At 44.1% G+C, this 15,166-nt stretch carries 13 protein-coding genes; 6 read left to right on the top strand and 7 right to left on the bottom strand.

Going from position 1 to position 15,166, the window contains the following annotated elements; genetic code table 11:
- Position 1: 1 nt before the first annotated feature.
- On the top strand, positions 2-295 hold the full coding sequence (locus E0F88_RS16100; protein ID WP_131959292.1) for a hypothetical protein: 294 nt from the start codon (positions 2-4) through the stop codon (positions 293-295).
- 27 nt (positions 296-322) lie between these two features.
- Here the strand turns inward: E0F88_RS16100 and E0F88_RS16095 are convergent, their stop codons facing one another.
- Positions 323-1,987, bottom strand: a complete 1,665-nt coding sequence (locus tag E0F88_RS16095) for an ArnT family glycosyltransferase (protein ID WP_131959291.1) — start codon at positions 1,985-1,987, stop codon at positions 323-325.
- A 262-nt stretch (positions 1,988-2,249) separates the two neighbouring features.
- Between E0F88_RS16095 and E0F88_RS16090 the strand changes: the two genes are divergently transcribed.
- Positions 2,250-3,419 carry an alpha/beta hydrolase family protein gene (locus E0F88_RS16090; RefSeq protein ID WP_131959290.1) on the top strand — a complete coding sequence of 390 codons (1,170 nt, stop codon included), beginning with the start codon at positions 2,250-2,252 and terminating at the stop codon, positions 3,417-3,419.
- Between the two features lie 116 nt (positions 3,420-3,535).
- Here the strand turns inward: E0F88_RS16090 and E0F88_RS16085 are convergent, their stop codons facing one another.
- The 5 genes from E0F88_RS16085 to E0F88_RS16065 form a co-directional block, all read right to left on the bottom strand.
- Complete coding sequence (locus E0F88_RS16085; protein ID WP_131959289.1) at positions 3,536-4,744, bottom strand: sensor histidine kinase; 1,209 nt, start codon at positions 4,742-4,744, stop codon at positions 3,536-3,538.
- Between the two features lie 7 nt (positions 4,745-4,751).
- Positions 4,752-5,552: an alpha/beta fold hydrolase gene (locus E0F88_RS16080; protein ID WP_131959288.1), complete on the bottom strand. Its 801-nt coding sequence runs from the start codon at positions 5,550-5,552 to the stop codon at positions 4,752-4,754.
- A gap of 192 nt (positions 5,553-5,744) precedes the next feature.
- The gene (locus tag E0F88_RS16075; RefSeq protein ID WP_131959287.1) at positions 5,745-7,982 is read right to left on the bottom strand and encodes a xanthine dehydrogenase family protein molybdopterin-binding subunit; all 2,238 of its coding nucleotides are present in this window, start codon (positions 7,980-7,982) and stop codon (positions 5,745-5,747) included.
- An 18-nt stretch (positions 7,983-8,000) separates the two neighbouring features.
- Positions 8,001-9,020: an FAD binding domain-containing protein gene (locus E0F88_RS16070; RefSeq protein ID WP_131959286.1), complete on the bottom strand. Its 1,020-nt coding sequence runs from the start codon at positions 9,018-9,020 to the stop codon at positions 8,001-8,003.
- Entirely contained in the window at positions 9,013-9,534 is a 522-nt protein-coding gene (locus tag E0F88_RS16065; protein ID WP_131959285.1) for a (2Fe-2S)-binding protein, read from the bottom strand. The genes E0F88_RS16070 and E0F88_RS16065 overlap by 8 nt, the downstream gene beginning before the upstream one ends.
- Positions 9,535-9,821: 287 nt before the next feature.
- Here E0F88_RS16065 and E0F88_RS16060 point away from each other — a divergent pair, with 287 nt between their 5' ends.
- From E0F88_RS16060 to E0F88_RS16045, 4 genes are all read left to right on the top strand, one after another.
- Positions 9,822-10,178 (top strand): cupin domain-containing protein, encoded by a 357-nt coding sequence (locus E0F88_RS16060; protein WP_131959284.1) that lies wholly within the window; start codon positions 9,822-9,824, stop codon positions 10,176-10,178.
- 21 nt (positions 10,179-10,199) lie between these two features.
- Positions 10,200-10,667 (top strand): redoxin domain-containing protein, encoded by a 468-nt coding sequence (locus E0F88_RS16055; RefSeq protein WP_131959283.1) that lies wholly within the window; start codon positions 10,200-10,202, stop codon positions 10,665-10,667.
- Between the two features lies 1 nt (position 10,668).
- Positions 10,669-11,193 (top strand): DsbA family protein, encoded by a 525-nt coding sequence (locus E0F88_RS16050; RefSeq protein ID WP_131959282.1) that lies wholly within the window; start codon positions 10,669-10,671, stop codon positions 11,191-11,193.
- A 145-nt stretch (positions 11,194-11,338) separates the two neighbouring features.
- Positions 11,339-12,703 (top strand): OmpA family protein, encoded by a 1,365-nt coding sequence (locus tag E0F88_RS16045; protein ID WP_131959281.1) that lies wholly within the window; start codon positions 11,339-11,341, stop codon positions 12,701-12,703.
- Between the two features lie 73 nt (positions 12,704-12,776).
- On the opposite strand, the gene E0F88_RS16040 is transcribed toward E0F88_RS16045, so the two are convergent.
- Positions 12,777-15,098 carry a S9 family peptidase gene (locus E0F88_RS16040; protein WP_131959280.1) on the bottom strand — a complete coding sequence of 774 codons (2,322 nt, stop codon included), beginning with the start codon at positions 15,096-15,098 and terminating at the stop codon, positions 12,777-12,779.
- Positions 15,099-15,166: the final 68 nt, after the last annotated feature.

Raw genomic sequence — 15,166 nt, 5'->3', positions numbered from 1 at the left:
CATGACGCTTGAAAAAACCTTTTTACTGCCGACGGGAAGAACGGTAAAAGTAATTACAAAAATCCCCCTGGCAGACAATGAAACCGAAGTGAGACTTGGACTGGACGTTTTGGTTAAGGATCCGAAGGAAGAAGATTTTCGGCCGCCAATTGGCAGGGATCATCCCAAATACTGGAAATTAAAGAAACTCGACTGGCGTCAATCAAAGATCGTTGAAATACAATACAGCGGCATTTCCGACAAACAGCTTAGAAAAGCAGTGAAGGAATTTAAACAAATGATTGGCTCAAATTAAGATTTTCTCATCTGAAAAAGCGCTGTCTTAGTCATACTCCGGATCGTTGACATACAACAAATATCGCTTTTGTAATGTTTGAGTCCGTTTTTCATGATTTAAAAAACCCATTTTAAGCCTGGTGATGTGGAAGAATTCCGGCGAGCCGACTACCTGGGCATCCACGCCGGATTTGATCAGACTATCGCCGACCGCTGCGGTCGTGTAGATAAAGCATGGATTGTCTTTGATAAAATTGTCAAGCTCATTGTTGCTCCGGATAAGCTTTACATCTCCGGGTGAATAAAATTCAAAAGCATAGGAAAAAGAGCCATAAGCTGCAACAGGCAGGTGTTCCTTTTCGTCTGGAATGAGCTTTGCTGCTTCGCCACCAGACTGATATTTAAGCAAAAACGGATAAAAGAAACAGAAGAGAAATATATAAAGCATCATTGCTGAAGCGTAACTCTTATACATCAATTGTTGTAATGGATTTTTGTAACGCAGCAGAGTGGATCCAATCGCAATAGAAACGGTGAGAATAATGCCCAATACCGCGTTTTCCATGTGGGTGATATAAAATAGTCCCGATATTGCCAAGGCCAGAATATAAACCAGCACTGACTGGGCAGAAACGAGTTTACCCAGCTTGGTGCTCACGGACATTTGATAGAAAAAGTATCCGGTGATGATAGCAAAATAAGGAAACTCCATGACGATATAGTGCGGCAGCTGAAACTTTGACATCGAAAACATCAGGAAAGTAATCAGGGCACTTCCATAAATAATCCAGCGCTGCGGATCTCTGCTTTTATCGAAACGAATCAGGTAAACTACACCTGCAACCAAACCAATCGACCAGGGAAGAAACGCCCATAAAGAGGTGTGCAAAAAGAAAGTCGGATCACCTTTTCCCTTAATAGGTCCGGTGTTAAAAAACCTTCCAAACTGACTATCCCAGAAAAAGAATTTTACACCTGAAACGTTTGTCTGACCAAAAACTACCTTCTCCGGATGCAGGTCAAACTGAACATACAGACTATACAATTCCGGTAAAATGAAGACAAATGATAAAGCCAAAACAAGCCACCATCGGTAATTCACAAATTGTTCCCACTGTTTTGTAAGTGCCCAAAATATTACCCAGCCTCCGCCAATTGTGATCAGCACAAAAATTCCTTTGGTCATCATCGCGCAGGCAATGAAAATGCCGGCAGCCACAATATGCCACCCCTTTTCTTTACGGTAAACTTTAAGCATGTGCCACACTGCTGCTGTCACACAGGCAGTCAGATAGGGCTCTGCTCGCACATCGAAATTCGCAAGGGTGCTGTGCAGTGCCACCGTGTAGATGAGCACCGATATTCTCGCCACCGAAGAATTGAACAGGTCTCTTGCTGTCAGATAGGTATAATAAAGACTTAAAAGCCAAAACAGAAAAGCAGGAAGTTTATAGGCAAAACCGTTGATACCGAATATCTTGTAACTGATAGCTGCCATCCAAAAAGGAAAATGCGGTTTATCCAGCCAGTCACTGCCGTTTCCGAAAAGATTAATCCAGTCATTATGTAGCACCATGTGTTTAGCGATGGTTGCATAAAGCGCACCGTCGGGCTCCATCACATCCAGCCACAATCCGGGAATGTTAAGTGCGATGCCTAAAAGCAACAGCCAGGGAAAGTATCGTTTTAGTAGAAGTTCAGAATCATTCATATTGTCGAGCTTGAATCCATCATTTAAATTACCGCAAAAAGAAAGTTTAAAATTCTGCTCCAGAGTAGTGGTAACATTTTAATAATATTAGCCCCTACCCAATTTTTGGCATTTTTGATGCAGTTCAAGCTTTTAGTGGTATGATTAACTGATAAATTCACATACTCTTTAACAAAATTTGCCTGGATTACAAACAGGACTACTTGGCTGTTTAAAACTTTCCATACCTTGCAACTTCTTAATTTTTTTTAAAAAATATGCTATGTTCTTTATAAAAACATCGTTGTCTCAACTTGTTTTTCTTTTTACAGTTATTGTTTCGTTACAGGCGCAGCCGGCGGTTAAAGGTCTGACACTAAAAGAAGCCGGATCCGAAACTGAAAAGGTGTTAAAAGCATACAAGGAAAAATTTACTCCTACCGCAAAAGAAGACTGGGTCAGTCAAAAGATTCTAATCGGCACAGACAGTCTGATCTTTACAACTAAAATTTTTGGATCAAAACCTGCTGACGGAAGAAGTTTGTATATCTCGTTGCATGGCGGCGGAAACGGTCCGGCGAAGATGAACGACGGTCAGTATAGAAATCAGCAAAAACTCTACACGCCTGCCGAAGGTGTCTACTTCGTTCCTCGCTCGCCGTCAAATACCTGGAATATGTGGCACCAAAAACCGGTAGATGGTTTGCTTGAAAGAGCCATTGCCGATGCAGTGATCATGGAAGATGTCAATCCTAATAAGGTTTACGTGATGGGCTACTCAGCCGGTGGAGACGGGGTTTACCAACTCGCTCCGCGGTTGGCAGATCACTGGGCCGCTGCAGCAATGATGGCCGGTCACCCCGGAGACGCTCAGGTTTTGAATTTAAGAAATCTGCCTTTCTGGATGGCTGTCGGTGAAAAAGATGGCGCCTACAACCGAAATGGACTGGCAAAGGAATGGTCGAAAACACTGGACTCATTACAGGTCACAGACAAAGGCGGGTTTGTACACGATGCCTACATCATGGCTGGCATGCCGCACTGGATGAACAGACAGGATACTATCAGTGTGCCATGGATGGCTAAGTTCAAAAGAAATCCTTACCCGGCAAAAGTCAACTGGATACAAGACGATGAAGTACGCACGGAATTCTATTGGCTGGCTGTACCGGAATCTTCTGCTAAAAAGCAAAATTCAGTTTTTGTTTCATACAAAGGTCAGCAGATCAGTATCGATAAAAACGACAACGAAACGCTGCACATCCTGCTTAACGATAAGATGATGAACCTGGATAAAGAAATTACCGTCAGCCAGAATGGCAAAGTAATTTTTAAAGGAAAGGCCGTGCGCCGCAAAGAACTTATTGAAAAATCTTTTTCTCAGCGTCACGACGAAAACTTTGTTTTTCCTGCGGGAATTACAATCACCGGTGGAAAGGCATCTGCGATGTAAATCACAAAGTGCCGGACTTAAAGCCGGAGTGGTGATTCATTGCTCCGGTTTTTTTGAATCAATACACTGATATTTAATCAGATAACTTCCTGATTTCAAATTTAAAATCAAAAAAATTATACCGGCTGCCATATCGGAAGCATGATCGTAACGGTCGTTCCGTGATTTGGTTTAGAGCTTGCCGTGATTGTTCCGTAATGATAGGAAACGATCTGCTTGCAAAGAGCAAGTCCAAGTCCGGCACCCGCGGATTTATTGTTTAGTTTATTAAATAAACCAAACACATGAGATGCGTATTCATTTTCAAAACCTGAGCCGTTATCGGTAATTTCAAGTTTGATGTGATCGGTATAATTGTATTTTGTTTTGTTGACCTGGTAACTGTTTTGCTCGGTGATCTGTGAAGTTATTTTAATCATCAGTGGCTGTTCTTCCAGACGGTTTTGAATTGCATTTTGCAACAGTTCTTTCAGCAAAACGCCAATCTGCGCAGAGCGGCCCTGAAAACCCGGGATGTGATCGGAGATGATTTGAAAATCACTGAATCCCGTTTCGATAATAATTTCATTCTTTGACTCTGCCACCAACTTACTGAAATCCAGGACAGTCGTTTCTTCAACAATATTATCTACGTATATAAACTGCTGCAAACTGTTGGTCAGATTCTGCAAACGCTGAACCGATTTTTGGATCTTCCCCATCCTGCCCGCAGCCACCGGATCGGGAATCTGCACAGAATGGTTCATCAGTAAGTCGGTAAAAATGCCAATTTTGCGAATAGGCTCGGACAAATCGTGCGATAGTACTTTACTGAGCTGTACATACTCCTGATTACGCTGTAAAAGCATTAAGACCTGCCGGTCTAGCTTCTGCTGATAAAGCTCAAATTCTTCTTTTAGTTTAGTAAGTGCATTTTTATCCGAATATGGCCGATCAGTATCATCCGTGTTTGCTGAGTGGTGGTGTTTCTGCTGCTCCCAAACGGTTAAAAATGAGCATATAATACTTGTTTTATCTAACGTTTTACTGAGCTTTCCGTACACCACCACAGGAATCACTTCGCCTTGTTTTGCCTTCAATGAAATAAATATTTCATCTGCTTTACCATTTAACCGGATCAAAGCGTAAAGCTGCGTTTGGTAAAATATCCGGCTTGAAATGGTAAAAATTCGCTCGATGTTTTGGTCAATCAGGTCGGCCGTTTCGTAACCAAGAAGATCACACATTGATTGGTTGACAAATTCTATGATTCCGTTTTCGTCAAACGATACACAACCACAGGGCATGGCCTGCAATATATCATGTGCAATACGAAAATCTTCCAAGACAATTTCAGGTTAACGGTTGGAGATATTGCTTCATGATCTGTATAGTTTCATCAGGCGCGCTCATGTGAGGGCAGTGGCCTGTTGCCTGCATCAGTCTAAAAGTACTCCCTGCCAGGTTTTCATGCAGATAAGCCCCGACTTCCAGGGGCGCTATAATATCATCCGTGCATTGCATAATGAGTGAGGGATGCTTGAGTTTAGCCAGGTCTCTTCGGTTATCGGAGTAAAACGTCACCCCTGCGAATTGTTTGGCAATGGCGCGGTTTACACTGCAAAAGCTTTCAGCCAGCTCCTCAGAGAGCCCGGGACGATCCTGGTTTTTCATCATGGCAGGCGCCAGAAAGTTCGCCCAACCCGTAAAGTTCTTTTCCATGGTCTGCAAAAGCTCATCGATATCCGCTTTTTCAAATCCACCGTGATAATTCCCGTCGTTGATGTATCTGGGTGAAGGTCCTATCAAAATCAGCTCCTTAAAAAAGGAGGGTTCCTTGATAGCAGCGAGAATGCCAATCATACTGCTTACCGAATGCCCGACCAGAACCGCATCCTTTAAGTCCAATGTTTTGCAGATATCTAAAATATCCTGGGCATATCCATTCAGGTTTGCATAACGCTCCGGGTTATAACTGTCTATATCTGAGCCGCCGCTTCCCACATAATCAAAGAGTACAATCCGGTAATCTTTACTAAACGCAGGCCACACATCCCGCCACATGTGCTGAGCGCATCCAAAGCCGTGCGCGAAAATCATAGGCTGAATACCTTCTCCCAATAGAGTCACATTGTTTCTTTGGAGAATATCCATTTATTTGATTTTCATTTAATTACGGTCAAATGTATTACATGCAGACCGCCTTAACTACTATTCAGCTACAATTAATCAATTTATAATATTTCGCCTCAGATGGCAGGCACCGGATCGGGAGTATTTACGCAATAAAGCCTGCATTTATCCCGTATTGGGATTCAACGCAGGCCTTCAATCAATCATCTAAGTTTATAACAAGGAATCAAAATGGATCGGAAACTGGTTGATTCTTTTTCCTGTCGCATGGTAAACTGCATTGGCAATTGCAGGCGGCATACCTACAAGTCCGATCTCTCCCACCCCTTTTGTTCCGAGCTCGTTTACGTTTTCATCTTTTTCCTCTACAAAGATCACATCCATGTCATGTATATCCGCATGCACCGGAATATGGTACTCGCCCAGATTCTGGTTCATATATTTGCCCAACCGGTAATCCGTAATAGTTTCCTCGCGTAGTGCCTTACTTACACTCCAGACCATTCCGCCCAAAATCTGGCTTCGGGCCGTTTTTGGATTGATAATTCTACCGGCAGCAACCGCAGTAACGGCTCTGGTGACGTTAATGACACCCAACTGCTCATCGACTTCCACTTCAACAAAAACTGCACTATGCGCCGCTCTTGAATATTTCTTCAGTTTAAAAAACTTAGGTACTGAAAAGTTGATTGTTTTGATAGCCTTGCCCTTGTTGGCAGCCACAATTTCTTTGAAAGAAACAGAAAGAGCCGGTGAATCCTTCACAGAAATTTTGCCATCCCGAAACGCCACATCTTCAATATCCATACTGCTAAAAATGGAGCTGTCCATATCTTTTGCTTTTTTGAAAAGCTTTTTACGAAGCGCTTTACCGGCAGCTTTAATGGCAGATCCAATTGTCGATGTTGTGAAGGATCCTCCCTGTATAGGCGCGAAAGGCATTTTGCTGTCCCCGTAGGAAATCGCCACATCTTCCACCGGTAAGCCAAGCTCGTCTGCGGCAATCTGCGCCATGATCGTCATCATTCCTGTCCCGATGTCAGTCACAGCACTGCTCACCTGTAATTTTCCTTCACTGTCGATGATCGCTTCGGCACGAGCCGGCAAATGATTGGCCTCCCATATTCCGGTTGCCATTCCGTAACCTATAAGCTTGTTTCCTCTTCGCATGCTGCGCGGCTCGGGATTACGCTCTGCCCACCCGAATCTTTCTGCTCCCTGCAAATAACATTGCCTAAGTTCCTTGCTGCTGTAAGGTCTTCCCAAGCTGTCATCTTTTTCAGAATAATTGATCAAACGCAGCTGCATCGGATCAATTTTCAGTTTGTAGGAAAGCTCATCCATAGTACTTTCAATAGCATGAGATCCTGTGCTGCCACCCGGCGCACGCATATCAAGCGGACTAAATACATCCAGATCCACAAGCTCGTACTGCATCAAAGTGTTTTTGGAAGCATACAGCATATTTGCCCAGTTCACAACATTTTCGGTGTAATCTTCGTTTTTTGAAGTCTCGCCGATCGCCTTGTGATTCATCGCTATAATCTTGCCGTATTCATCCGTACCAAACCGTGTATACTGCACCGTCTGTGGTCTGTGCCCGAAGGTGAACATCTGGCTTCTATCCAAAGTAACCCGCACCGGTCTTTTTAATTCCAGCGCCGCCATTACCGACAAAAACAGCTGATATTGTGGCCGTAAACCGGACCCAAAAGCGCCGCCGACATATGGAGAAATCACTCTCACATCCTTAAAATGGAGCCCGAAAATATTTCCTACATACAGCTGGCTGTTAATTGTGCCCTGCGTTTTATCATAAATCGTCAGCTTGCCGTCTCCCTCGTAGATGGTGGTGGTAGCGAATAATTCCATCGGATTATGATGCTCCGTTCCGTGAAAATATTCCGCGGAAACCTGCGCATAAGAGTTAGCAAATGCTTCTTCAAAATCGCCCTTTGGCTTGGGCGGTGGCGGCTTTAACATCGTTGCCATGCCTATACTTGGCGTGTGCGCCTCAGCGAGATTCTCCTTCAGATCAACCCTGAAAGATTCCTCTTCATATTGAATTTCCATAAGCGTTGCCGCATACCTGGCCAGCTCAAAAGTTTCGGCCACAACAAGTCCGATCGGCTGACCGTTGCTGCTGACTTCTGCGTTATACAAAGGCCGGAAAGGCGAACCGGGAGGCGCGTCCATGTCCGCATACGACAAGTCAAACCAGGCCAGTGACGGACGGTTTTCATGCGTGAAAATTTCTATAACACCTGGCAGCGCTTTTGCCGCTTCGGTATTAAAACTTATGATTTTCCCTTTTGTAATGGTGCTGTTGATTACGTAACCATAAAGTAATCCTGGAACGTTATATTCTCCGGCATACTTGGCTGCACCGGTTACTTTCATGTGTCCTTCAAGACGGCTGATGGGCTGTCCTATTGCTGGTCGTGTTGACATAATGTTTGTAAATTTTAGTTAGGCTGAGGGCTGTGCGCCAGGTAGTTGAGACTCCGGATTTAATGCCATCATGCAATTTCTAACAATCGCCCGCTTTGCCAATTCCACTTTAAAACTGTTGTATTCAAACACTTTCGCTCCAAAAAGGATAATTTCGGCTGCCTGGGCAAAATTTTCAGCAGAAGGTTCTTTTTCTTTTAAAAAGTCTTCGGCTTCTTTCACGCGCCATGGCTTATGTGCCACACCGCCAAGTGCAATTCGTGCATCTTTAATCAGTCCGTTTTCCAGCTCTAAACCGGTTGCAACTGAAACCAGAGCAAATGCGTAGGAATTTCTATCCCGTAATTTCAGATAAGAATAATTCCGGGCAAAACCCTTCTGAGGAATATCAATGCTGGTAATGATCTCACCCGGCTTTAAATTATTGTCTAATTCTGGCGTATCTCCGGGAAGTCTGTGAAAGTCGGCAAATGCCAGACTGCGTTCTCCATCTTCTCCGCTGATGTTCACAACCGCGTCCAGGGCAGCAAGCGCTACGCACATATCCGAGGGAAAAACGGCAATACAACTTTCGCTCGTACCTAGAATAGCCATGATACGGTTATAACCTAAAATAGCAGAACAACCAGAACCTGGTTCTCTTTTGTTACAAGGCGTATTAGCATCATAAAAATAGTAGCATCTAGTACGCTGCAGCAGATTACCACCATTGGTAGCCATGTTTCTGATCTGAGCCGACGCGCCGGCCAGAATAGCTCTGGATAACAGCGGATAGCGCTCCTCAACCAAGGGATGATAGGCCGTAGCTGCATTTCTGACAAATGCGCCAAGTCTTAACCCGCCATCCGGCAACTCTTCAATGTCATGATTTCCGACAAGATGATTGATGTCAACCAAAGAACTTGCTTTGGTGAGATTGTACTTCATCAAATCAATCAGGTTGGTGCCGCCTGCAATGTATTTCGCAGCATCCCCCAAACGTACATGACCAAAGGCCGTGGGCAAATCATTTGCTTTTATGTAACTGAAATTATTCATGACTATCTTGATTTTTAACTTCCATGATCGCATCGATGATATTGGTATTGGCTCCACACCGGCATAAATTGCCGCTCATAAGCTCCTTTACATCGGCTCTTGTTTTCGCCTTTCCTTCTTTAAGCATCCCTATCGCACTACAAATCTGGCCCGGCGTGCAGTAGCCGCACTGGAAAGCATCGTACTCGATAAAAGCCTTTTGCAGCGGATGAAGCTGTCCGTTTTCGGCTACACCTTCAATGGTTGTGATTTCAGAACCTTCTTTCATTACTGCCAGCGTCAGACAGCTTAAAATACGGTCACCATCACAGATTACCGTGCAGGCGCCACACTGACCGTGGTCACAGCCTTTTTTTGTTCCGGTTAAATCTGCATATTCTCTCAGCGCGTCGAGAAGACTTACCCAAGGCATTAGCTGCAGGGTGGTGGGCTTTCCGTTAATGTTGATTGTGACCGGCCTGGTGTCAAAATCTTTGGTTAGTACCGGCGAGTAGGTTGATTGATAATTTAGCATGGTGAATGATGTTTGATCAGAGAATGAATTGACCTTTGATTCGTCCCTTATAACAATTATGCCAAAAGCAGATGGGAATTTTATGCCAATAAAAGCGGTGTGAAACGTTTGCAGAACAGCGTTCCTAAACAGTATTTTGCCTTTAAAATCCCTGGAACAATTATGGGACTGGCTTTGACAGCAAAAGATTAGTAAAAAAGAAAAGCTGAGTTTAAATAACGATGACTTACCTTGTCTGAGATGCTGAACGATTACAGCACAGACTGATCATAAGACAATAAAATTGAATGAGAGCATACAAACTATTTAATACCCCGGACGGAGCCAGCGCTTTTCAGCAGGGAACCATACAAGAGCTCGAACACATTTCATCACCCTATTTTTTTCTCGTCAATGATGAGCCGGAAAGACGCCATTTCGACTGGCATCCTGCGCCAAGACGACAATATGTGATAACCCTTAAAGGCTCACTTGAATTTACCGTTACCGACGGAAGCAGTTTTGTGGTTCATCCCGGTGATGTGGTGATCGCACTGGACACTGCCGGAACCGGGCATAAATGGCGGATGTTAAGCCAGGACAGCTGGTCGCGGATTTATATTGTTTTACAGGAAGATCAGCACGATGCGTTCCTGGCTGATTGATCACCAACAAAAAATAAAACCATGTTACAAAAAGGAGACAAAGCCCCTGATTTTGAATTATTTGCCACGCCTGATCAAAAGTTTTCAATCAGCGAACTAAAAGGTAAAAACATTATTCTTGCATTTTACCCGGCCGATTGGAGTCCGGTTTGCAGCGATCAGATGGCGCTCTACAATGAAATGCTGAAATACTTTTCCAAGTATGAGGCGACGATTTTGGGAATTTCAGTTGATAGTAAATGGAGCCATTTAGCCTTCTCACAATCACGGACACTACATTTTCCATTACTGGCTGACTTCGAACCGAAAGGAGAAGTGTCTAAACTTTATGGTGTTTACAACGAAAAAGAAGGAGAAAGTAACCGCGCTTTGTTTGTCATTGATAAAGAAGGTATCATCGCCTGGAGTTATTTATCTCCGGCAGCGATCAACCCGGGCGCCGACGGAATATTGGATGCACTCGAATCATTAACCTCAAAAAACCAGTAACATGCCAGGTCAATTAAAACCCGCAGTCAGCAATCAGGATCATATTCAGGGTGCAGAGGAAGCAACCATTGAAATTGTGGAATATGGTGATTACCAATGCCCGCATTGTGGTGCGGCTTATCCGGTGATTCAAAAAATACAAAAGAAGTTTTTAACCCAGATCAAATTTGTATTCCGCAATTTCCCGCTAGCCGAATCGCACCGTTTTGCTTTGCCGGCAGCGGTCGCAGCAGAAGCAGCGGGGTTGCAGGGGAAATACTGGGAAATGCATGATCTTATTTTCGAAAACCAAAAGTCGCTGAGCCATGAAGGATTGTTTGCCATGGCCAAATCGGCAGGCTTAAACATTGAACAATTCAAAAATGATATTCAACGCCCGGATTTAGAAGAGAAAGTGGATGCCGACTTTGAAAGCGGGATTCGCAGCGGCGTAAACGGAACACCTACATTTTTTGTAAACGGCACCCGGTTCGATGGTGGCGCAGAGGATTTGTACGACATGCTTCTCGAAAGCGCTGAGGATTAGCCGATAAATATTGGTTACAGAAGCTCCTTTTGAGACGCGATCACAGAAAAGTGCAGGTAAAATAATTTCAGACTAAAAGTAAATTATATATAACTGACACTTTTCTGCATATTACAAATATCCTTCTGACATAAATTCGGACGTTATGTTTTTCGCACTGCTTCTTTCCACCTTTACTTTATCTGCTCCGCATTCCGGCATTGTCAAAGTAATGCCGCAGGATACCGTAACGATCCATGGTTTTAGCTGGGACGTTTCCTCTGGTTTGGATATCAAAGTGAAGGCCACTGCGCTTTTAAAAAACGGTAAAGTGAGTCTTGGAGAAAGCAACGACGAAGGAAAATTTGAACTTCGTTTACCCGAAACCACGCAGCATGTTGTTTTTGAACGTGAAGGCTACCGAACCGAAATTATTCCGGTAAATTTTATTGGAACGATGGAAAGTCATTATCGTTTTCAAATGCATGTGGAGATGATCAAAAAAGATTCTCAGCAGGTAAATAAAGTATTGTTTGCCGAGGTGAGTGATCCGGCAAAGCCATCACAGCAAAGAAAAAAGCTATTTTTCGAAGTAAAAGAGGCAAAAAACAGAAAATTACTAAGTGCAAAGGTTTGTCTAAACTTTACTCAGACTGGAAATGTGGAATGCTACGATGTTGATTCGACCAAAACAAACTTTTCCATTCCTGTAAATACACAGGATAAAATCTCATTTATTGTCAGCTCACCCGGGCATAAAGATTACATCGGAAACCTGATCAATAATCAGCCTGAAAACAGGGAAGAATTTTATCAGATACGGTTGCTGCGTGATGTGGTTACACTGTCAATGTCTCTTGAAGCACCCAAAAATTTACCAATTTTCTATAATTTGTCGTCTAGAAAAGAAGAAAGATTTGATAAAGATTCGTGGAGTATGGGACAACCGGGACATTTTCAAAGTTATCAGTCTTTTATTGGAACCGGTCTTCATTACCTGACCGCAACAGCCGGAAAAGAAATACTATTGGATGAAAGTTTTACGATAGAACGTGGTTTTAATTTTATGGGAGTAAAGCCAAAAGTTCCTAAGCAGGATGTTGCTGTTGAGCCGGAAGCAGCACTACCAAAACCACTATTTACAGAGATCAAACCTAACCCCGAAGCTAAAAAAGAAACGGCAAAAATCAGAACCTACGACAGCACCGTTTTGTATTTCGACCAAAGCAGTTATCATCTAAGAAACGCCACCAAACAAACGCTGGATTCCATAGCCCACTTACTTGCCGAACAAAATCGGCTGATGGTATCTATCACCGGCCATTCCGATAATGTTGGCAAACGGGACCTGAATGTGACATTGTCTGAATATCGTGCGCGGGTAGTAACCAACTATCTGAAGGAAAACGGCGTGCAGCCAATGCAGCTTTCCTACACCTGGAAAGGCCCTGATGCACCCGCCGCTTCAAACGACAGCCCGGAGAACAAAATGAAAAACAGACGGGTGGTGATTCGGTATGGGGAGAGGTAAAGTTCTGCCGGCACTTAAAATTCTCAACCCATTACCTGAACAAACCTGACAACCAACTTAGCAAAAAATCCCCCTAATTCCTGGGATCCGACCCACTGCCAAACAAATATTCCTTTGGCGGTTCAACGCCCAGCAGGTTTTTGACAAAATAATCCCAGCGTTTGCGCATCATGTAGGGCCCGTAGGCTCCGTAACCGTGGCGGCTGTTTGGGAAAATGACCAGGTCATAATCCTTATTGGCCTTTGCGAGTGCTTCAATTACCAAAAGGGAATTATATGGCGGAACGTTATCATCCATCATTCCATGCGCGATCATGAGTTTTCCTTTTAGTTTTTTGGCATGAACCTGGTTTGCCTGTGCTTCGTAAATCGATACACCTTTTGCATTTTGTTTGTCCAGACCAATATAGCGCTCGCCCCAGTCGTCCTCATAATTACGGTTTTCATGATTTCCTGACTCTGAAATACCCACTTTAAAGAAATCCGGATACATGAACATCGCGCAGGCTGTTGCAAAACCACCACCTGAATGTCCGTGCATCCCTACCCTGCTGCTATCAATCCAGGCATATTTTGCTGCAAGCTGCCTTATGGCTGAAACCTGGTCTGGTAGTGTATTGTCTGCCATATTGCCGTAGCTCATATCATGAAAACTTTTGGATCTGAGCGGGTTGCTGGTTCCTTCGAGCTCAACAACGATGAAACCCAATTCTGCCAGCGCCTGATTATCGCGGCGTGAGGGATTAAAGGCCCAGGTACGTACGCTGCCGCCCTGCGGGCCAGGATAAATATAGTCGACAACCGGATATTTTTTGGTTGAATCCATATTCACCGGTGTATACATCAATCCATAAACATCTGTTTTGCCGTCATGGGCCTTTGTTGAAAAAGGAATTGGGGGTTTCCAGCCTGCCGCTCTCAGACGGCTAACATCTGTTTTTTCCAGTTCGGTGATCAGCTTACCGTTCAGGTTGCGGAGTACAGTAACGGGAGCGACATCGGGTTCAGAATAGGTGTCGGTAAAGAAATTTTCTGAAGGTGACAGTGAAACGGAGTGCACGCCTTTTTCCGGTGTAAGCAAAGCAAGGCCGCTGCCGTCGTAGTTAATTTTATAAAAATGGCTGTAATAAGGATTGCCCGGTTCTTTGGAGTTGGCCATAAAATAGATAACGCGGTTTTTTTCATCGATTTTAATCAGCTGTGTTACAACCCAGTCACCCTTTGTAATCTGATTTTTAAACTTTCCTGTCGCCGCATCATACAGATACAAATGCCCCCAGTTATCTTTCTCGGAGTACCAGATCAGTTCTTTTGCTTTTGACAAATAACGCCAGCTGATGCCATATTGCCCAGACTCGAACTGCGTAGGCGATGTTTCTTCAAACAATTCCTTTACTACCCCGGTTGCCGCGTTAACTACGCGAACTTTCTCGTTTTTATGATCTCTTGAGGTCGAAACAAAGACAATGTGCGATCCATCCTCACTCCATGCCGCATCACTGAGCTCACCTCCGCTGCTGATGTCATCACCCAGGGTGGCTCGGTGAAAGTCAGGTGCTATCTGTAAACGTATTACCTTAGGCGTTTCCACTTCAATGATTACCCGGTGCAGCATCGCTACGATACTATCACCCGGCAGCGGGTATTTCCACGCCTCCAGTTTCGGGTGACCCACATTGGTGGTAACCAGGTACATATCGCCTACCTTACGCTCATCCTGCTGAAAGGTAAATATTTTCTTCGAGTCAGAAGACCACTTAGCAATGGCCCTGTCGCTGTGTTTCCAGCCGGCATTGTCTGTCGCATAGCCAAAATCTTTTGTGCCATCCGTCGTCAGCTGCGTGAGCTTACCGCTGGCAACATCCCGGACCCATAAGTTGTAATCTTTGATTAAAACTGCTTTTTTGCCATCAGGAGAAAATCCCCCGCCAAAAAAATTCCTGCCTGCCGGCTTCGGTTTTGCATCGGAGTCCTCCATTACCTCGTAGGTTTTCAAATCCGCTTTCCACTGTTTGCTCCCGTCACTAAAAGAAACAAATTTATCATCAGCAGAATAAGTAAAACTTTCAAACGGAAGCATAAAGGCCGTGTAGTTTTTTCCGCTGACAGCTGAAAGCGATGCGGCCAGTTTTTGTTGGTTGAATGCTGCTGCCTTCGTACCTTTTGCCGCATTGACTAAAATAAACTCGCTTCCCTGAGGCGTCAGTTTGCGGTACCAGAAGCGGTCGCCGGCAAACCAGGTGGGACGGCCCACTGCATTATCAATATATTTTTGTGTGTTGTAGGCAAGAAAACTTTCAGCCCTTTTGTAGTCTTCTGCAGTTAGTGCAGTCTTCTGCGCAAAAATGGGAGAAACGAACACGAGCAGCAGAAAAATGACGGTAAAATGTTTCATAAACAGCGGTTGGCAGTTGCGGATTTATTTGCTGTCCGAAATTAGGTATTTTAGATTTATTAAGCTTT

It is taken from the genome of Dyadobacter psychrotolerans (assembly GCF_004349265.1).
Lineage (GTDB): Bacteria > Bacteroidota > Bacteroidia > Cytophagales > Spirosomataceae > Dyadobacter > Dyadobacter psychrotolerans.
Note: the sequence above shows the minus strand (reverse complement) of the source record. Positions and strands in the feature narration are given on the sequence as shown.

Coding starts and splice junctions, on each gene's coding strand:
- E0F88_RS16100 (WP_131959292.1), top strand. CDS start 2: ATGACGCTTGAAAAAACCTTTTTACTGCCGACGGGAAGAACGGTAAAA.
- E0F88_RS16095 (WP_131959291.1), bottom strand. CDS start 1,987: ATGAATGATTCTGAACTTCTACTAAAACGATACTTTCCCTGGCTGTTG.
- E0F88_RS16090 (WP_131959290.1), top strand. CDS start 2,250: ATGTTCTTTATAAAAACATCGTTGTCTCAACTTGTTTTTCTTTTTACA.
- E0F88_RS16080 (WP_131959288.1), bottom strand. CDS start 5,552: ATGGATATTCTCCAAAGAAACAATGTGACTCTATTGGGAGAAGGTATT.
- E0F88_RS16075 (WP_131959287.1), bottom strand. CDS start 7,982: ATGTCAACACGACCAGCAATAGGACAGCCCATCAGCCGTCTTGAAGGA.
- E0F88_RS16070 (WP_131959286.1), bottom strand. CDS start 9,020: ATGAATAATTTCAGTTACATAAAAGCAAATGATTTGCCCACGGCCTTT.
- E0F88_RS16065 (WP_131959285.1), bottom strand. CDS start 9,534: ATGCTAAATTATCAATCAACCTACTCGCCGGTACTAACCAAAGATTTT.
- E0F88_RS16060 (WP_131959284.1), top strand. CDS start 9,822: ATGAGAGCATACAAACTATTTAATACCCCGGACGGAGCCAGCGCTTTT.
- E0F88_RS16055 (WP_131959283.1), top strand. CDS start 10,200: ATGTTACAAAAAGGAGACAAAGCCCCTGATTTTGAATTATTTGCCACG.
- E0F88_RS16050 (WP_131959282.1), top strand. CDS start 10,669: ATGCCAGGTCAATTAAAACCCGCAGTCAGCAATCAGGATCATATTCAG.
- E0F88_RS16045 (WP_131959281.1), top strand. CDS start 11,339: ATGTTTTTCGCACTGCTTCTTTCCACCTTTACTTTATCTGCTCCGCAT.
- E0F88_RS16040 (WP_131959280.1), bottom strand. CDS start 15,098: ATGAAACATTTTACCGTCATTTTTCTGCTGCTCGTGTTCGTTTCTCCC.